The sequence below is a fragment of the Corynebacterium sp. ES2715-CONJ3 genome, from assembly GCF_024814365.1.
In the GTDB taxonomy this organism is placed as follows: Bacteria; Actinomycetota; Actinomycetes; order Mycobacteriales; family Mycobacteriaceae; genus Corynebacterium.
In genome coordinates, this window is record NZ_JANUXS010000002.1 from 59591 (window position 1) to 78094 (window position 18504).

Below are 18504 nucleotides of genomic sequence, written 5' to 3' on the forward strand. Positions count from 1 at the left end.
ATAAGAAAGGGTTGTCATGGTGAAAAAAGCGTGGCAGTGGCTGACAAGCATGCGCACAGCACTCGCACTATTATGCCTCCTCGCCATCGCCGCCATCCCCGGCGCCCTTTTGCCCCAGCGCTCGCTCAATGCCGCCAATGTTGACGAGTACCTCATCGAGCACGGACGCATTGCTGAGATCTATGACCGCCTACAACTATTTGACGTCTTTTCCTCCACCTGGTTTAAAGCCATAGCCGTCCTGCTCACCATTTCCCTGATCGGCTGTATCATCCCGCGCAGTATTGATCACTACCAGGCCATGCGCACCCCACCAACGAGGGCGCCGAAAAATCTGCACCGGCTACCTCTGCATGGGCAGGGAGTTTTTATAGGAACAGAAGCTCAAGCCCTCTCAACGGCACGTGCGGCACTTAAGGGCTGGAATATTGCTGAGTATTCACCCGCCGACGATCGCGCCCATATTCGCAGTATCGCGGCTGAAAAAGGATATATCCGGGAATTCTTCAACCTCATCTTCCATATCGCTCTTGTGGGTATGCTCGTCGCCATGGCCATTGGCCGCATGGTGTACTACGAAGGGCAAGTTATTATCATCGCCACCGATAAACCAGGTATCAATTCCCAGTTCTGTAATACTGCCACCGCCAACTTCGACTCCTTTCGCGCCGGACCGCTTTTCGATGGTACTGGGCTTCACCCCTTTTGTTTCACAGCCCATAATTTCGTGGCCGATTATCTACCCAATGGCCAGGCCGAAAATTTCCGCTCTGATCTTTCCTATGCCATCGGTGATGATATTTTCCGCGATGAATCCACGTGGGCATCGACCACCCTCGAGGTCAATCACCCCTTAAGAATCGCCGGCGACCGCATTTACCTCCAAGGCCATGGCTATGCCCCCACCATAAAGGTGATATGGCCAAATGGAGAAGAACGCACCCAAACCGTGCAGTTTAGGCCCGACGACCCCACTTTCTTCCTCTCCTCCGGCGTGATGCGCTTCGACCCACCGGTAGGAATGTATGACGATCTTTTTTCCCGCCGGCAGAATCAGCTGACCATTCAAGGGCTCTTCGCACCCACCGCGGCGTGGAGCGGGGAGAATAACGATATCTTGGCCTCCCGTTTCCCAGAAATGCGCGATCCGGCGGTGGCTATCGATATCTACCGCGGCGATAACGGGCTCGATTCCGGACAATCGCAAAGTATCTTCGCCATCGACCCCACCTTGATGAGCTCAGGGCAGTTACAAAAAATTGAACGCGTCAACCTCGCCCAAGGGGAAGACATTACCCTCGATGATGGCACCATCATTCGCTTTGAGGGTGCGGAGGAATTTGCCAATTATCAAATAGCCTACGATCCCACCCAGATCTGGGTTCTCCTTTTCACCCTAATATTCCTTTCGGCCCTGGTTGGATCGGTGACCATCAAGCGCCGCCGCATCTGGGTGCGCGTGCATCCTCAAGATAACGGCACGGTCCTCATCGAGACAGCCGGGTTGGCGCGCACTGATCGCGCCGGGTGGGGTGAGGAATATTATCGGATTCATCGTCGCATTCTTGGGCTCGCTGAGCCGGAGGATGAGGACAGCTAGGCTTTATCTTTGGGTAGGCTGGCGGCTATAGTTGCAGCAAGTTTAAGGACCAAGAAACGAGGTAAGCGGGATGAATATTAATTACACGCTCGCATCTTTTTCAGATTCCGCCTTTTTTAGTGCGGTGGGCATCTATATTCTCGCTCTCGTGCTGTCAGTTATTTACTATATGAAGGCGCAAACCGTTGTCGATTCCCAGCGGGAGGCGAAAACAGTAGCGGTGCGAAGCAAAAACTCCGCCGATACCTTCTCTGGTATGACCCAAGCGGTTGTATGGCTGGGCATTATTATCCATGCCACCTCGGTGATTTTGCGCGGGATATCCGCGGGCCGATTCCCTTTTGGAAATCTGTACGAATATATCACCGAGATCACGCTGTTTACCATGATCATTGCGGCGATTTTCCTGCGCAAAAAAGAGATGCGGGCCCTATGGCCGTGGATTATTACTCCTGTGGTGGCGCTGCTCCTATTGGCCAGTTCCAAGCTCTATGCTGATACCGCTCCTGTGGTTCCGATCCTGCAATCCTACTGGCGGCCCATCCACGTGGGTACCATCTCTATTGGCGGGTCTATCGGTATGCTCTCCGGTGTGGTGTCGGTGCTCTATTTGCTCCGGATGGCGCAACCCAAGGGCCAGGAGCACGGTTTCCTGGGCGCCATAGCCCGGCCACTACCAACGGCACGAGTCCTTGATGCCGTAGCCTACCGCACGGCTATTATTACCGTTCCCCTTTTTGGTTTGGGAATCATTTTAGGAGCCATCTGGGCCGAGGCCAGCTGGGGACGGTTCTGGGGCTGGGACCCTAAGGAGACGGTCGCTTTTATCACCTGGATCCTCTATGCAGCGTATCTCCACGCGCGGGCTACAGCCGGCTGGCGAGATACCAAGGCGGCGTGGATTAATATTCTGGCGCTAGCCACCATGATTTTCAATCTATTCTTTATCAACCTAGTGGTATCCGGGCTGCATTCTTATGCCGGAATCAATTAGAAATAATCGCCGATAAAGGGCATGAGCCTGGCGGAGTGGGCGTTATGGGCGAGCTCATAATATGCCCACTTTCCTTTTTTCGTGCGCGTCACCAAAGACGCCGCCATCAGCTTTTTCATATGGTGGGTGATCGTGGGGGCGGAGACCCCTAAAACTCCCGTGAGGTGATGGGCACATATTTCTTGGCCCGCATTGCTGGCAACTATGAGCAAGATTTTAAGCCGGGTGGGGTCGCTTAATACCTTAAATATCTCGGCGGTGCTGTGCGTGAGCTCAGCGTTGGGTATACGCAACGGCGCGCGGCGCGCAGATTCAGGGCGAGACATACCTCCAATTATAAAGGGTAGCCTAAGTTAAGAAAAGCTTTTATATATCTTCGGGATTGTCGCCATCCATCCGCCGCTGCTTCGCTCTTTTGATGCGTTCAGCCTCTTCTTGAGCCGCTAATTCCTCGGCGCGGCGCTGCTTAAAGCGTTTCTTTTCTAATTCCCACAGAAAAGCCTCATCGTCGTCGGGGCCTTTAATTTCTCGCGGTGGATTCGCCGTTGATACGGTGCGCTGCCATGAGCTGGGGCCGAAGGCCCGCCACACAATATAAATAGCCAGGATTAAGAGTAAGAAGAGAATAAAGCGGCCCACGGTTAGAAAAACTCACCTCGTTGATCTGGGGAATAATCACGGTCTGCCTGTATTTTACCTGCTTTATCACCCGAGGAGGGCATAAGGTAGTCTTAGAAGATATGTCACAGCAACCAGATGCAGCGATCCGCCGGTCCGCGGTGAAAAACCTCCTCTTATACGGCCTCGCTAGGCTTGCGCTTTTTATTCTGCTTACGGCACTCATTCAAATCATTGCCACCATGATCGGGGCCCTAGTGCCCATTTTTATCTCCGCCATGCTGGCCTTGTTGATCGCTATGCCGTTGAGTGTTTTTGTCTTCAAAGGGCTGCGGGTGAAGGCCACGACCGCGGTCGCCCAGTGGCACTATCAACGCAAAGCCTATAAAAAGTGGGTCCAGGACGAACTCGCCTCCCGCTAAGCGCGCTAACTACTACACTGCGGGAGGATAAGTCCGAGCGCCGTCAAGAAGCTAAAGAGGATCATCGCTTTGCCCGTGCCGGCAAGAACAGGGATGAGATCTTTGCCCATGGCGTGTGCGCGCACCGGCGCGCTCGCTGTCCATAGAAGTGGAACGATGCCCACACTCACAAGTGCCCACGGTTCAATAAAGGATAAGAGCAAAGCCCCGATGACCGGAGTGCTGGCGAGAATATAATAGAGAACCCGGGTGCGACTATCTCCTAAACGCACTGCAAGGGTGATCTTTCCGGTTAACCTATCAGAGGGGATATCGCGAAGGTTATTGATCAGATTGACGCTCGCAGACATTGCCCCGATGCTGACCGCAAGAATAATTCCCACTATGGTGATGCGACCAGATTGGGTGAATTCGGTGCCCAAAACGGCCACCAGGCCGAAGAAGATAAAGACAGCTACTTCGCCTAAACCACGATATCCATAGGGGTGAGTACCGCCGGTATAAAACCACGCCGCTAGAATACAGATCACCCCAATAAGGATGAGCCACCACGCGCTTAATAACGATAGGGTGATACCGGCGATCCCGGCAATACCGAAAGCTATAAAAGCAGCCCGCTTAACTAGGTGGGGACTAGCGAGTGCGCTTCCAACCAGCCGCATAGGGCCGCTACGTTGATCATCGGTGCCCTTAATGCCATCAGAATAATCATTGGCGTAGTTCACTCCGACAATGAGAGCCCAGCTTACGATGACGGCCAAGAGAGCACGCCCGAGATTAAAACTGCCTGCCATTGCCGCGGCGGTAGACCCGGCAATGACGGGGGCGAAAGCATTAGCCCAGGTATTGGGGCGGGCGCCGCGGAACCACTGCTGCAATGTAGGAGAGGACATAGACTCTATTGTTGCCCGCGCCCGCACCGAAATTCAAACCCGTTAGCCCAGATCATGCATAAATTTCTCGCGTACCATAAGGCGATCGATCTTACCGGGGCCCTTCAGTGGTAGGGACTCTACCCGCGTGATCTGTTTCGGCAACTGCCAGCGCGGCATCTCATCGAAGGCCTCAATAATGGTCGCTGGTGAGGCAGTACCTGTATAGGCTGCCACAATGGCTTCGCCGAGGCGTCGATCTGGTATCCCTACGACGCACACGGCACTGACACCCTCGATATTCGCGATCACCTGCTCGATGACCTCGGGGTGAATTTTTAACCCCCCGGAATCGATAATGGTATCGATCCTGCCGGTGACCGTTAATAGGCCATTGTCAATAAAACCGGTATCAGAGGTGAGGAACGAGCCGGGTGAAAAAAAGGCCGGAGAATCGCTCATATTTCGATAACCACGCGCAACCATCGGCCCGGAGATAGCAATGCGCTCGCCGCGTAGTTGAATAGTGACCCCAGGTAGTGGGCGCCCATCGTAGACGCAGCCGCCTGAGGTTTCCGAGGATCCGTAGGTGCGTACCACGGTGATCCCGAGACGGCCTGCAGCCTCGTAATCAGAGCGCCTCAGAGGAGCTCCGCCGACTAAGACGGCATGAAAAAGCCTTAAGGCCTCAATACCGGCGAGGGTATCCATGGCTTTGAGCAACTGCATGGGGGTGAGCGCGGTATAAATGCGACCCGGGAAGTGCGCCAAGCGCTCGGCCTTTAGGGCAAATTCCTGGATGGAAAAGCCGTGGCTGAGATCAAGAAACTCGGGTTCATATCCGGAGACAATGCTGCGCACCAAGACCTGCAACCCGGCGATATGGTGTGCGGGCATGGCCAGCAACCACGCTCCCTCCCCACCAAGGTATTGATGGGTGGCATCGGCGGAAGAGATGAGGTTTGCGGGCGTAAGTTCCGCCCCCTTCGGGGTTCCCGTGGACCCTGAGGTAGCCACCACCACGGCGACTTCGGGGTCAATGGGTGCGCCCACTCTACAGTGCCCACGCAAAATCTCGTTCTGGCTTAAGTCAGGGCCACAAGGAAGAATGCTCATTTGGCCGCTGAGCGCCTCTTCTAAGGAGCTCATCAAAGGCAGCGGATCAGCTGGATCAACTGTTATGGCGCGCAAGCGAGAACGAGACATAGGGATTCGCGATCTAGTAATAGTAGGGGAAGGAGGACCAATCGGGGTCGCGCTTTTCTAGAAAAGATTCCTTACCTTCTACTGCTTCATCGGTCATATAGGCCAGGCGGGTTGCTTCACCGGCAAAAACTTGCTGCCCCATGAGTCCGTCGTCAGTGAGGTTGAAGGCAAATTTCAACATCCTTTGCGCCGTCGGCGATTTGGAATTGATTTCCCGACCCACCTGGATGGCCTCGTTTTCTAGGTCCTGGTGATCGGCCACAATATTGACCGCCCCCATGCGCTGCATGGTCTCCGCATCATAAGTGCGGCCCAGGAAGAAGATTTCGCGGGCATATTTCTGCCCCACCATTTTCGCTAAATAGGCCGAGCCGTAGCCGGCATCAAAGGATCCCACATCGGCGTCGGTTTGCTTAAAGCGTGCCTCTTGGCGTGAGGCAATGGTCATATCGCAGACTACGTGAAGGGAGTGACCACCGCCGGCAGCCCACCCGTTCACCACGGCAATAACGACTTTGGGCATGGTGCGGATAAGACGCTGCACTTCGAGGATATGCAGCCTGCCACCTTCGACCTTAGTTCGCGCCTCATCGACGGTATCTGCGGTTTCTCCCGAGGCATAGCGGTAGCCTGAGCGCCCTCGAATACGCTGGTCCCCGCCGGAGCAGAAAGCCCATCCACCGTCCTTGGTTGAGGGACCGTTTCCAGTGAGCAAAATAGTGCCAATATCGGGGCTGCGCCTGGCGTGGTCAAGAGCTTGGTACAGTTCATCGACAGTATGCGGGCGGAAAGCATTGCGCACCTCGGGGCGATTAAAGGCAATACGGACGATTCCGTATTCGCGACCGTCGCCGGTGTGGCGGTGATAGGTGATATCAGTAAAATCTTCGAAACCTGGGACGGTAGCCCATTGGGTTGGGTCGAATGGTTGGCTGGTGCTCGGTGCAGGGTTTTTCTCCATAATGCCTATGTAGTCTAGTTGCTGGCTTAATCCAAAGTCTATGAAGGGCGCCACCCCCTCATATAACCGGTGAGATCGACACCCGGACGGGCATAACAGACAGCAGAAACAGGGCTGGCAGGAAAGACAGCACGAGCGTGCCAGGGCAACGCTGACTATATAAGTCACTACTGCCGACAAGGGGTGAGCTGATATGACTTGGCCTTGGGGGAGTAGTCACAAGTGACTACTCCTGACTACTCCGGGCTCGCGGCTCGCCTGCCCCCAGATCATCCGAGTACTTCAGAGCTATCATGGATTCTATATCTCCCCACGGCCCGACTCGAGGGGGCTCAGCTTAGCGACACTGCTTGACGACACTGCTTAACGGCACTGATGTTGTCCTTAGTATTGCCTCGCTATAGTAAGGGGCATGACCGTATCTTCTCCCAGTGATATCTCAGTCGACGAACTCATTGAGCGCGCCCATATTGTGAGCCTGCCCATGAGGGTACCTTTTCGCGGTCTCAACCACCGTGAAGCAGTGCTGATCGAGGGCCCTGAGGGCTGGGGGGAATTTTCACCCTTTATCGAGTATGAACCTCATGAAGCCGTTCAGTGGTTGCGCTGCGGGATGGAGATGGCCTTCCAGGGACCACCACCTATCAACCGAGAACTCATCGCTGTTAATGCCACTATCCCCGCCGTTGCAGCCGCGGAGGTTGAGGGGGTGCTGGCCCAATTCCCGGGCTGTACCACTATTAAGGTGAAGGTAGCCGAAGCGGGGACCAGCCTGGATCAAGATTGCGAGCGCATTCAACGGGTGCGTGAGTTAGTTCCGCACGCCAAAATCAGAGTGGATGCTAATCGTGGCTGGAGCGTTGCGCAGGCGCTAGAGGCAGCGCACCGGCTGGGCCCGCTCGACTATATGGAGCAGCCGTGCCACAGTGCCGCTGAGTTAAAAGAGCTGCGCGAATTGCTGCTGCGCAGTGGACTTATTGTTCGAGTGGCCGCCGATGAATCCATAAGGCGCGTGGAGGACCCGTACGATGTGGCTGAAACCCGGGCTGCCGATGTAGCTGTGGTAAAGGCCGCTCCCTTGGGGGGACCTCGCGCGGTTCTAAAAATCGCAGAGTTCTACCGTGCCCGCGGCCTTGATATCACCGTCGCTAGCGCCCTCGATACCGGGGTGGGCATGAATGCTGGGATCGCTGCGGTCGCCGGTTTGCCCGTCTTTTATGACGACGATGGCTTCGAGGTTCCCCCGGCTGCCGCTGGATTGGCAACCCAGCGGCTTTTTGTCGCTGATATCACCGCTGAACGCCCGCTGATCGACGGCCATATGAGTACCGAATTACTCGAACCCGATATGGACCGAGTAGCGGAATTTAAAGCCTCAGCTGACCGTCGAGATTTCTGGATCACGCGTCTAACTGAGTGCTTTGAGCTTCTTTAAGCCGAGTGGGCCACCAGAATTTTTCACCGATAATTTCCACCACAGCGGGCAGCAAGATGGTGCGCACAATCAGGGTGTCAAGCAGCACTCCGATAAAGATGATGACGCCAATTTGTGCCAGCGCCACCAGGGGAAGTACTCCGAGAGCGGCGAATACGGCTGCAAGAAGGATACCAGCTGAGGTAATGACTCCACCGGTGGCACTCAGTGAGCGCATTACCCCGATACGAGTGCCATAGATCTGTGCCTCCTCTTTGGCTCTGCTAATGAGGAAGATCGAATAATCAATACCTAAGGCCACCAAAAAGACAAAAGCATAGAGCGGGGTCAAGCTATCAAATTTCTCAAAACCGAAGACGGCTGTGGAGATCCACCAGCCTATGCCAAGGGCTGCGAGATTAGTGAGCAACACCGAGAAGGTCATAACCGCTGGTGCAATAAGAGCGCGCAACATGACAGCAAGCACGATGAAGATAAGCAGCAAAATGAGCGGGAAGATGATCATGCGATCGCGAGCGGCGGATTCTTCTGCGTCGATGAGTTGCGCATCAACCCCACCGACGAGTGCATCAGTTTCGCGCACTGCCTCGCGCACCTCATTGACATCTGCCCCTGAGACATTGAAGACACTCCACTGCTCGGCGGGGCGATCAGGGCGCACCACATAGCCTTGATTCTGAAGTAATTCAGAGACTTTTTGCGGCTCTTGGGTGATAACGGTGAGGGGGGTGGCGTCTTGATCGGGGAATGCCCGAGCAAGATCTGCGGCGGCACTAATAGATTCTGGAGTTGTAACGAACTGATTGCGCTGATCCAGGCCGGTTTCAATCGCCCCTACCCCCAGGCTTGCGAGGGAGAGAAAGATCAGCGAGACCACTGTGACTTTAACCGGCTGGTGCCCCACATACTGTCCGATCCGATCCCAGAGGGAGGAGTGCTTGTCTTCGTTGAGGCCCGGGCTGCGCGGCCAGAATATCCACCGCCCGAAAAGTAGCAAGATGCCAGGAAGGGCGAATACCGCGAAAATGAAGGCCACGATTATCCCCACCACCGTCGCCAAGCCGAGCCCGCGCGTGGTGGGAACAGCAGAAAGAAGCAGGCAGGCCACGCCGATAATCACGGTTGCCCCGGACGCCGCAATAGTTTTCACCGTCGGCGCCCACGCATGGGCCATAGCGGCGAAGCGGTCCTCGTGGCGGGTCAGTTCATCGCGGTAGCGCGAGATAATCAGCAGGGCATAGTTGGTGCCAGCACCGAATACCAGCACCGAGAGGATACCTGAAGTGGAATCATTCCACACCATTCCTAAAGCGCTTAAGACCCAGGTATAGGCGGTGGCAGCGACACGGTCGGCCACCCCGATCACGAGCAGGGGAATCAGCCACAGCCACGGGGAGCGGTAGGTCACAATGAGGAGGATGGCCACGATAATTCCCGTCACTGCGAGAAGGAGGAAATTAGCGCCAGAGAAAACATTAGCCAGATCTGCGCGGATTGCCGCAGGCCCGGTTACTTGGGCCTTGATGGAGGGGTCGAGAGACTGAGTTTGGGCGCGGAGGTCTTTAATGCGAGCGTTATTGTCCTCGGCTTTAACAGCTGGCACGGTCACAGGAATGAATGCGGCTGTGCCATCTTTATTGGGAATAGGTGGGGCCCCGAGCTCGGCGGCGAAGGGGCCCACCACCTGGAGATCGATGGCTCCTTGAGTCGATTCGAGGAGAATGAGGGCGGGCAGGGTTTCTTCGCCGGGGCGGGAGTCAAGAACCTGCGCCACCGTGGTGGAGTCTTTGCCGTCGGGTAGGGCTTGTTGCGGGGCGGTGGGTTGTGCACTCGGTCCAAAGCTGATGATGGCAATTCCTAACAGGATGACCACCAGCGCTAACTGACGAAACCGAAGGAAAACGGATGAATTCATAGGATCAAGATTAATTGAAATCCGTTAAGATCATTCGCTAGGAACCTCAAGAGGCTGCTAGCTGAGCGGCATTATGAGCCGCTAATTGAGCTCTAACGTGCGCACAATGGGGCTCAATGTGACCAGCTGCGGGGAGGTTAGCGCCTTTATGCTTGCGGGCATTAGGATCGATCGCATGAATAATGCGGATCTTTCTAGCCCTGAACTCGCCCGCGAGATTGCGCGCGAGTTAGCGCGGCACCTCACCGATATTGTGATTTGCCCAGGCTCGCGTAATTCCTCCCTCTCTCTAGCGTTGATTGCGCGCGGCGATATCCGCATCCATTCGCGTATCGACGAACGCTCTGCCGCTTTCCTCGCTCTCGGCATGGCGCGCGCCACGGGCCGCCATGTGGGAGTGCTCATGACCTCAGGCTCTGCCGTAGCCAACTGCCACCCAGCGGTGATCGAATCGCTGCATTCCCATACCCCGCTGGCCATCATCTCAGCCGATCGGCCGCGATATCTGGTGGGAACAGGAGCTAATCAAACTATTGATCAGCACCAGATTTTTGGCCAACCCACGATCGACATTTCAACCCAGGCTGATATCGGCGCCCTCGATACGGCTTTCGAGCACACCTTTGTCCATATCAACTGTCATTTCGCCCAGCCCCTGGTGGATTCAATGCCTCCCGGGGAACCCCCGGTAGAAAAGGTGCAGGGAGGAATTAAACGAGTCGACCATGGGGAGGTTACTCTTGACCTCTCCAAGCGCACCCTCGTCATCGCGGGTGATGAAGCATGGCGCGTCCCTGGGCTCGAAGACGTGCCCACCATCGCTGAACCCTCCGCACCGGCACCCTATCACCCAGTGCACCCCCTAGCCGCCAGCCTGTTCCATAGCACCCACGTATCAGCAGATGGGTACGTGGTGGAAACTAAGCCAGAACAAGTCGTGGTGGTGGGTCATCCCACCTTGCACCGCGACGTAATGAATCTGCTTCACGATGAAAGAATTGAGCTCATTATCCTCTCGCGCACCGCGCAGCTGACCAACCCGGCGCGCCGGGAGGCCCAGTGCGGCAGCCGCATTAAAACGACCGGTGAGGTCAGTGCAGAGTGGATAAAAATCTGCCACGCCGCCAGCGAGCTCGCCATCGAGGCGGTGCGGGAGGCCATCGCCCACCCCGACTACGGCTTTACAGGGTTGCATGTGGCCGCAGCGGTAGCGGATTCCGTTGGGGTAGGCGATACCCTCTTTATCGGACCCTCCAATCCGGTTCGAGATATATCCTTTGTCGGTGCCCCCTTTGACGGGGTGGACCTGTATACCCCACGGGGTGCTGCGGGTATTGATGGCAATCTCTCGCAGGCAACCGGTATCGCTTTGGCCGTACAGGCGCGCGAACCCGATCTCATTAGGGCCCCGCATACTCTGGCTTTGGTGGGTGATATCACTTTCCTCCACGATTGTGGGGGGCTGCTTACTCCCGTCTATTCACCGGTAGCCGAGAATTTCACCATCGTGGTAGCTAATGATGATGGCGGGGGCATTTTTGAAACCATTGAGGTGGGCGATCAATCCTATGCCCCAGGTTTCGAGCTCGCCTTTGGTACAACCCACGGGGTGGATATCGAAGCGTTAAGTGCAGCCTATGGCTATGACTATGAGAGGGTCGATTCTTTAGCGGAGTTATTGCGTGCCCTCGATGATGCCGGTGAGCAGCCGGGAATAAAGATCATTGAGGCGAAGACGGTGCGCGATACGCGCCGGGTGATGCACCAAGAATTGCAGCAGAAGGTTCGTTTTAGCGCACGGGACTAGACTTAAGCGGTATGTCTGGTCGCTTGAGTGCTCGTCGCCCCGTTTATCATCCGGCTGTCGCGCGTCGAATGAGTAGGCGTGTGCTAGTTCTGATTTATCTCGCGGCTGTTATTGGGTGCGTGGCTATGCTCATCGGCCCCATGCTCAATGATTATGCGATTGGCAAGGATCCAGGCCGTGCACTGGCGCGAGTGACTTCGGTATCGGCGTTGGAAACGGCAATTGAATACCAGGATGAAGAAGGGGTTTATCATTCTCCGCGCACGGGTTTGCTTTATCCATCTGGTTTGGGTGTAGGGCAGCGGGTATGGATCACCTACGCCCGTTCTAATCCTGAGCTGGCTAAAGTGGAAGGCCGCACCTGGACGCTGGCCATTATTCCAGCATTCAGTGCGCTGGTAGTAGTGCACATTATTGCGGCTTTGCTTTTTGCTTTCCGACGTTTCATTTTGCGTCAATTAGCAGCCAGGCGCTAAGAGCTGCTGCGCAATCGTGATCCGCCCTTGTTAGACTTTAAGGCGTGGCTAAGGCAAATATGAATAAAAAACCCCTCGATGTAGCGCGCATGTTCGATCAAGTGGGGGAGAAATATGATCTCACCAATACGGTTTTAAGTTTCGGCCAGGACCGCCGCTGGCGTCGCCGCACGAGGCAGGCCTTAGGTATTGGCCCAGGCGATAGGGTTCTAGATCTCGCCGCGGGGACCGCTGTGTCCACCGAGGAGCTGGCCAGCTCCGGGGCGTGGGTTATAGCCTGCGATTTTTCCCAAGGAATGTTAGCTGCCGGAGAGAAGAGGGCCGTGCCTAAGGTCTGCGGCGATGGTATGGCACTCCCGTTCCCCGATGCCACCTTTGATGCGGTGACTATCTCCTACGGGCTGCGCAATATCTACGATTACCAAGCCGGTTTGCGGGAGATGGCACGCGTGACCAAACCAGGGGGGCGCTTGGTGGTCGCGGAGTTTTCTACTCCGACGCTTCCAATTTTCCGCACCTTCTATATTGAGTATCTCATGCGGCTATTACCGGCGATAGCTAAGGTTGTGTCCTCGAACCCTGACAGTTATGAATACCTTGCTGAGACCATCAGGGCGTGGCCCAAGCAGAAGGAATTAGCCAGCGCTATCGATGCCAACGGGTGGAGTGACTGTACCTGGACTAACCTCACCTTTGGCATTGTGGCTTTGCATTGCGCCTATAAGCCAGCGGAGGCCAGCTAATATCACCCAAGGCCCACCCAGGGCCTACCTGGGGCTACCTGGCCTACTCAGGGCCACCCAGTCCTACCTAGATCTACTCAGGGCCTAGGGTGTGGGCACAGTCGACGACCACAGGGTAGGGGCGGCGGAATAACGTTTGATGGCAGCGCCTGCGCTACGCCAGAGCCTGGCAATAAGGTCTTGATCCTCAGGGGTGACAAGGTTACCCATAAGACGCGCCGCCGCGGGCATGAGCATCGGGCCCAGTGGCCGCCTAAGGCCAATTGGGCCAAGATAATCAAGCAAGCGGGGATAGGTTAGTAATTTCGCAGCAGTTCGCGCAAGGAGGAAAGCTTCACCGTAGTGCTGACCGAGGAGATCTGGCCACATCAGCGTAAAATCCTTGGCCTCATCGAGGATTCCAATGGCATACTCCGCTGATTCCATCCCGTAGTCAATGCCCTCTCCATTGAGCGGATTAACCAAAGCGGCGGCATCGCCGATGAGCATCCAGTTCGCTCCAGCCACATTAGACACCGATCCACCCATGGGTAGAAGGGCGGAGGCGATATTCTCCGGATCTCCGAAACCCCATTCTTTTTCGCAGGAAGAAATATAGTGGGAGAGCAATTTCTTGGTATTGATCTGCGCCGGCCTAGACTCTGTTGATAGTGCGCCACATCCCACATTGGCATATCCGTTACCAAGGGGGAAGATCCACCCGTAGCCAGGTTGGGTGACGCCATCGGGGCTGGTGAGTTCTAAGTGGGAGTGAATCCACTGTTCATGAGAATATTCGGTTGTGCAGTAGGAACGCGCTGCGATCCCGTACACATTATCTTTATGCCACGTCCTGCCCAGCAATTTTCCGAAAGTAGAGCGCACGCCATCGGCGACGATGACGAAGCGCGGGCTAATAATAGTTCCGTTTGAGAGTTCCACTTGGCTAATCCGCGAGGAGGAGAACTCCACTTTTTTAGCCGCAGCCCCGGTAATGGTGCTAACCGCTTCCTCTGTCTGAGCTTTGGTGAAAAGAAGGTGATCGAATTCGCGCCGGGGCATCGCTGAGCCTTGATCCCCGAAGCTGCCATCCGGCCACGGGGCTGTGATATCGCCGCCGAAGCCGTGTAATTTCAATCCCTTGGAGTGGTAGCGGTCTAAGATCTCCTCGGCCAGTCCGAGGGTTTTTAGTTGCGTAATAGCCCGCGGTGTGAGACCGTCTCCGCAGGTTTTATCGCGCGGGAAGTCTAAGGCGTCCACGAGGATGGTGGAATAGCCTGCGCGCGCGGCATAGAGGGCGGCGCTTGATCCGGCGGGTCCAGCGCCAATGATGAGAATATCTGTTGCTAACCTTTTTTCTTGCACGTTCCCATTCTTGCAAGGGTTCTAGCCCTTTAGCCACCCCACGGATATGTAAAGGGCCGAGTTTCGGCTACGGTTGAGGGGTTAGTTGGATAAAGTGGTGTGGTGATATGAGAATTTCTTTAACTTTCCTGTCCTCACCACTCTTCGCACCGGCTGTGACAAAAAGAAGGTAGATAAAGCATGAGCAACCGTGCCGAACTTCGCCAACATACTGGTGATTCTGCTATCGGTACACGCCTCGATCTGGGAGATAATGCTCTCAACGAGCAAATCGCCGAAGGAATGGTTCGAGTCGAGGCCACGCTGCGGGCAGAACTCAATAAAGGCGAAGATTTTGTCACCGACAAAGTCATGCATTTAACTAAAGCGGGCGGCAAACGCTTTCGCCCCATGTTTTCGTTACTAGCCTCCAATTACGGGCCCAACCCCATGAACGATGATGTCGTCAAAGCCGCCATCGTTATTGAAATGACGCACTTGGCTACCCTTTACCACGACGATGTGATGGATGAGGCAACTCAACGCCGTGGGGTGGAATCGGCCAATGCACGGTGGACTAATTCGATTGCCATCCTCGCCGGCGATATCCTGCTTGCTCACGCTTCGCGGCTAATGGCGGAATTAGGGGCCGATACTGTAGCCCACTTCGCCAAAACCTTTGGTGGTCTCGTGACCGGGCAGATGCGAGAAACTCTCGGTGCTGGTAAGAGTAATGCGGTTGATCATTATATGAAGGTCATCGACGAGAAAACGGGCGTTCTCATAGCAGCGGCGGGCTATTTGGGGGCCCTGCACTCCGGTGCCGATGAGAGGACCCTAAAAGCTGTAGAAGCCATCGGTTCCGCGATTGGTATGATCTTCCAGATCGTTGACGATATTATCGATATTTTCTCTGATTCTTCCCAATCCGGTAAGACGCCGGGGACGGATCTGCGTGAGGGAGTATTCACCTTGCCGGTGCTCTACGCCCTCGAGGAAGATTCTGTAATCGGGGAGGAATTACGCCTCCTTCTTACTGGCCCTTTGCGTAGCGATGAGGAGATCGCCCGCGCCTTGACACTACTGGGAAAGTCGAAGGGGCGTGACAAAGCGCTTGCGGATGTTCATCGCTTTATGGCGGTGGCCGAAAAGAATCTAGATTTATTGCCCCAAAATTCCACCACCGAGGCGTTGCGCACGCTAGCGCGCCTTACAGTGGCGCGCGTTGGCTAAGGTTGGCTGTTCTCCCCAGAGAACCTGAGAATAGGGTTGTTAAGGTGGCGATTTGTAGTTTGCTAGCGGGTATATAGTAAGGTACTTAAGCGCACCACGAAAGTGTTGCACGCCAGGTTGCCCGAGCGGCCAAAGGGAGCGGACTGTAAATCCGTCGGCATTGCCTACAGAAGTTCGAATCTTCTACCTGGCACAGATTCAAACCCCACCGTTTGTTCACTAACGCGGTGGGGTTTTTCTTATTATCTTCATTTTTGATCCGATGAGCAGGCGATTTGTTTTCTAGCTTGGGATCGGGTTAGAGTATTCGCAGTTCCCGAGACGATCGATATGGTATTACCTTTTTATCGATCCTGTTCTTGAGATCTGCCCCCTTAGCTCAGTCGGCAGAGCGTTTCCATGGTAAGGAAAAGGTCGACAGTTCGATTCTGTCAGGGGGCTCTGTTTCTTTGTTTGAACCCAAAGAATCAGGTATGGCGGTGTAGCTCAGTGGTAGAGCAAGCGACTCATAATCGCTGTGTCGCGAGTTCAATTCTCGCCATCGCTACGGTGACGAAGAAAAAACACTTTATCGTGTACTATTTTCAATATCACTAAAGATAAATAGGGGCGTAGTTCAATTGGTAGAGCAACGGTCTCCAAAACCGTAGGTTGCAGGTTCAAGTCCTGTCGCCCCTGCAAGATGAAAAAGCACCATCCTTCCTCAAAGAGGTTGGTGCTTTTTTGCTTCCGTAACCCTCTCTGAACTGGGAGGATGGGGATAATTTGTAAAAAATTTAATATATCTGTAATCTGATCCACGCTGCGACTAAGAGCACAGATACATGATCTGTTTGTTCCATCGAAGCAGTGCCCCCTTAGCTCAGTCGGCAGAGCGTTTCCATGGTAAGGAAAAGGTCGACAGTTCGATTCTGTCAGGGGGCTCTTTTTTATTGCCCCCACCCCTTGTTAAGCATGGCCTCCATTTATGCCACCGGTAGAGCCCTGATGGGCGCTCGACCTCCCCGTAAGGGTGAGAGTAATGGGATAGCAGTGGATCTTTGATATAGTTAAGCTCTTGCGGGTGGATGAATATCCACGCGACGTAGCATTCTATATATTTCCAACTAATAAAATTTTTTTGAGGAGAGTCGCGTGAGCGAAGATAAGCCAACGCCAGGCGGTGCCGCACGCCCTACGGGTAAGCGTCAGCTGACCGGTGTCAGCACAACCTCCACTGCTGATTATGAGAAAAAGCAACCGCGGCCAGTCGCCGAGGCCGCAGAGCCGACCTCCTCGAAAGCTAATGCAGTTGTTTCCTTCCTGCCTGAAGTAGGCTCGGAAATGAAGAAGGTGATCTGGCCAACCTCACGTCAGATGGTTAACTACACCCTCATTGTTTTCGCTTTCCTCATCGCCTTAACCGCTCTTGTCGCTGGTGTGGACTTCCTTGCAGGCTTGGGAGTTGAGAAGGTTCTCACGCACCGCTAGGATCGTTTTTAGTAGTACATAACCTAATACTTCTCCCGCCGTAACCTCTAAAAATAGAAGCGAAATAATAGCTTCCAATTCGAGGTGAGGGCGGGATAATTTTTCCCATACCGTCCCACACCGCCCCATACTGGGGACGTGGGACACGCCGCCACGATAATCAAGCTGCGGCGTAGGCTCCCACGATTACTCTTTATAGCAACTCATATAAAAGCCCAATTGAAAGCGAGAAGATGACCATGAGCGATGAAACTCCAGATACCTTCGGCGATGTATTTGCCGAAGCAGAGGTTGAACTGCCCGAGACCACCCCGGAACTGGTAGAGCCTGCCTCGCAGTCCCTCGACGAATTAAGTGAAACCCCCGTATCAGAAGGCGCGGACGTCCCCGGTCATGAAGAGGGCGATTATAAGGCTCGTCTGCGTGCTTTTACCCGCGAACTGAAAAAGCAACCCGGCCGTTGGTATATCATCCAGTGCTATTCTGGCTACGAAAACAAGGTGAAAACCAACCTTGATATGCGCTCTCAGACCCTCGAGGTAGAAGATTCGATCTACGAGATTGTGGTTCCGGTGGAACAAGCGGTGGAGATCAAAGATGGTAAGCGCAAGGTAGTTAAGCGGAAATTGCTACCAGGCTACGTTCTCGTGCGCATGGATATCAACGATCGTGCCTGGTCCGTGGTGCGCGAAACCCCGGGTGTGACTTCCTTCGTGGGCAATGAGGGCAATGCCACTCCGGTCAAGCACCGCGATGTTGCTAAATTCCTCATGCCACAAGAGTCTGCTCATGCTGCGACCGCCGCCGAAGCTGAGGCCGAGGGAGAGATGGTGGTGGAGATGCCACTAGACACCTCCAAGCCCGCGGTGACCGTGGACTTTGAAGAAGGCGAGGCTGTCACCATCCTCACCGGTGCGCTCGCGGGTGTATCTGCCACTATTTCTTCCATCGATGCAGATAATGCAAAGCTGCAGGTTCTCGTTTCCATCTTTGGCCGCGAAACCCCAGTGGAAGTCAATGTGGACCAGGTGGAAAAGATTAGCTAACTCGCTCTGGCTCACTCAGTTAACTCCGTTAACTTGGTCAACTTGGTTAACTTGGTCAACCCCGCACCGCCACGAACGTATAGTGATCTAGGGAAAAGATCAACGCTTTGGCCCCGCCTCTATGGTGGGGCCAAAGCATATATGTGCTGGGCTTTGATAAATATTTCACTGACCTGTAGAGTGGTATCCCGCGTGTCTTTTGATGCGCATACACCATAAATTTTAACCGGTGGCTTTGAGCGTTGAATAATCCGTCAAAGGCAATTCTTCGCGGGGCATCCGGGCGCAAGTGGGTATTACCATCACCATCTTGGGTAATACATCCCCCACACGTTGGTCCTGTGGATTCCTCAAAGACCAGGGGTGCTTAGCGTTAACATAGG

Annotated in this window: 17 protein-coding genes and 5 tRNA genes; 15 read left to right on the plus strand and 7 right to left on the minus strand. The window is 54.7% G+C overall.

Annotation, left to right across the window (positions count from 1 at the left end):
* Window positions 1–16 precede the first annotated feature (16 nt).
* Both NXT00_RS02550 and ccsB read left to right on the plus strand, forming a co-directional pair.
* Complete coding sequence (locus tag NXT00_RS02550; RefSeq protein ID WP_259077571.1) at window positions 17–1600, plus strand: cytochrome c biogenesis protein ResB; 1584 nt, start codon at window positions 17–19, stop codon at window positions 1598–1600.
* A gap of 70 nt (window positions 1601–1670) precedes the next feature.
* Window positions 1671–2594 (plus strand): c-type cytochrome biogenesis protein CcsB, encoded by a 924-nt coding sequence (gene ccsB / locus NXT00_RS02555; RefSeq protein ID WP_259157956.1) that lies wholly within the window; start codon window positions 1671–1673, stop codon window positions 2592–2594.
* On the opposite strand, the gene NXT00_RS02560 is transcribed toward ccsB, so the two are convergent.
* Together NXT00_RS02560 and NXT00_RS02565 are read right to left on the minus strand one after the other, a co-directional pair.
* A complete protein-coding gene (locus tag NXT00_RS02560) occupies window positions 2591–2920 on the minus strand; it encodes a metalloregulator ArsR/SmtB family transcription factor (protein ID WP_259077565.1) in 330 nt (109 codons plus the stop codon). The genes ccsB and NXT00_RS02560 overlap by 4 nt on opposite strands.
* A gap of 40 nt (window positions 2921–2960) precedes the next feature.
* Complete coding sequence (locus NXT00_RS02565) at window positions 2961–3233, minus strand: hypothetical protein (protein ID WP_259077560.1); 273 nt, start codon at window positions 3231–3233, stop codon at window positions 2961–2963.
* 101 nt (window positions 3234–3334) lie between these two features.
* Here NXT00_RS02565 and NXT00_RS02570 point away from each other — a divergent pair, with 101 nt between their 5' ends.
* Entirely contained in the window at window positions 3335–3634 is a 300-nt protein-coding gene (locus NXT00_RS02570; RefSeq protein WP_259077557.1) for a DUF4229 domain-containing protein, read from the plus strand.
* Between the two features lie 5 nt (window positions 3635–3639).
* Here the strand turns inward: NXT00_RS02570 and NXT00_RS02575 are convergent, their stop codons facing one another.
* Genes NXT00_RS02575 through NXT00_RS02585 form a run of 3 tightly spaced genes read right to left on the minus strand, consistent with a single transcriptional unit; the run spans window position 3640 to window position 6673 of the window.
* A complete protein-coding gene (locus tag NXT00_RS02575; protein ID WP_259077555.1) occupies window positions 3640–4527 on the minus strand; it encodes a 1,4-dihydroxy-2-naphthoate polyprenyltransferase in 888 nt (295 codons plus the stop codon).
* 42 nt (window positions 4528–4569) lie between these two features.
* Complete coding sequence (gene menE, locus NXT00_RS02580) at window positions 4570–5712, minus strand: o-succinylbenzoate--CoA ligase (RefSeq protein WP_259077549.1); 1143 nt, start codon at window positions 5710–5712, stop codon at window positions 4570–4572.
* Window positions 5713–5725: 13 nt separating this feature from the next.
* Window positions 5726–6673, minus strand: coding sequence for a 1,4-dihydroxy-2-naphthoyl-CoA synthase (locus tag NXT00_RS02585; protein WP_259077548.1), 948 nt, complete (start codon window positions 6671–6673; stop codon window positions 5726–5728).
* 412 nt (window positions 6674–7085) lie between these two features.
* On the opposite strand from NXT00_RS02585, the gene NXT00_RS02590 reads away from it, so the two are divergent.
* The gene (locus NXT00_RS02590; protein WP_259157957.1) at window positions 7086–8108 is read left to right on the plus strand and encodes an o-succinylbenzoate synthase; all 1023 of its coding nucleotides are present in this window, start codon (window positions 7086–7088) and stop codon (window positions 8106–8108) included.
* Here the strand turns inward: NXT00_RS02590 and NXT00_RS02595 are convergent.
* Window positions 8074–10023, minus strand: coding sequence for an MMPL family transporter (locus tag NXT00_RS02595; RefSeq protein ID WP_259157958.1), 1950 nt, complete (start codon window positions 10021–10023; stop codon window positions 8074–8076). The two genes, NXT00_RS02590 and NXT00_RS02595, sit on opposite strands and share 35 nt — an antisense overlap.
* A 175-nt stretch (window positions 10024–10198) precedes the next feature.
* On the opposite strand from NXT00_RS02595, the gene menD reads away from it, so the two are divergent.
* The 3 genes from menD to NXT00_RS02610 are packed head-to-tail and all read left to right on the plus strand — an operon-like array spanning window position 10199 to window position 13049.
* Entirely contained in the window at window positions 10199–11830 is a 1632-nt protein-coding gene (menD, locus tag NXT00_RS02600; RefSeq protein ID WP_259158168.1) for a 2-succinyl-5-enolpyruvyl-6-hydroxy-3-cyclohexene-1-carboxylic-acid synthase, read from the plus strand.
* 11 nt (window positions 11831–11841) lie between these two features.
* Window positions 11842–12306, plus strand: coding sequence for a DUF3592 domain-containing protein (locus tag NXT00_RS02605; RefSeq protein ID WP_259077544.1), 465 nt, complete (start codon window positions 11842–11844; stop codon window positions 12304–12306).
* Between the two features lie 59 nt (window positions 12307–12365).
* Window positions 12366–13049, plus strand: a complete 684-nt coding sequence (locus NXT00_RS02610) for a demethylmenaquinone methyltransferase (RefSeq protein WP_396124725.1) — start codon at window positions 12366–12368, stop codon at window positions 13047–13049.
* Between the two features lie 84 nt (window positions 13050–13133).
* Here the strand turns inward: NXT00_RS02610 and NXT00_RS02615 are convergent, their stop codons facing one another.
* Window positions 13134–14393, minus strand: a complete 1260-nt coding sequence (locus NXT00_RS02615; RefSeq protein WP_259157961.1) for a geranylgeranyl reductase family protein — start codon at window positions 14391–14393, stop codon at window positions 13134–13136.
* A 180-nt stretch (window positions 14394–14573) separates the two neighbouring features.
* On the opposite strand from NXT00_RS02615, the gene NXT00_RS02620 reads away from it, so the two are divergent.
* From NXT00_RS02620 to nusG, 8 genes are all read left to right on the plus strand, one after another.
* Window positions 14574–15605: a polyprenyl synthetase family protein gene (locus tag NXT00_RS02620; protein WP_259077540.1), complete on the plus strand. Its 1032-nt coding sequence runs from the start codon at window positions 14574–14576 to the stop codon at window positions 15603–15605.
* 111 nt (window positions 15606–15716) lie between these two features.
* A tRNA-Tyr gene (locus NXT00_RS02625) sits at window positions 15717–15798 on the plus strand.
* Window positions 15799–15973: 175 nt separating this feature from the next.
* Window positions 15974–16046: transfer RNA gene (locus NXT00_RS02630), tRNA-Thr, on the plus strand.
* Window positions 16047–16080: 34 nt separating this feature from the next.
* Window positions 16081–16152, plus strand: a tRNA-Met gene (locus NXT00_RS02635).
* Window positions 16153–16210: 58 nt separating this feature from the next.
* Window positions 16211–16283 (plus strand) — tRNA-Trp (locus tag NXT00_RS02640).
* A gap of 173 nt (window positions 16284–16456) precedes the next feature.
* Window positions 16457–16529, plus strand: a tRNA-Thr gene (locus NXT00_RS02645).
* Between the two features lie 210 nt (window positions 16530–16739).
* Window positions 16740–17075: a preprotein translocase subunit SecE gene (gene secE / locus NXT00_RS02650; RefSeq protein ID WP_259077539.1), complete on the plus strand. Its 336-nt coding sequence runs from the start codon at window positions 16740–16742 to the stop codon at window positions 17073–17075.
* A gap of 239 nt (window positions 17076–17314) precedes the next feature.
* Entirely contained in the window at window positions 17315–18121 is an 807-nt protein-coding gene (nusG, locus tag NXT00_RS02655; RefSeq protein WP_259077538.1) for a transcription termination/antitermination protein NusG, read from the plus strand.
* Window positions 18122–18504: the final 383 nt, after the last annotated feature.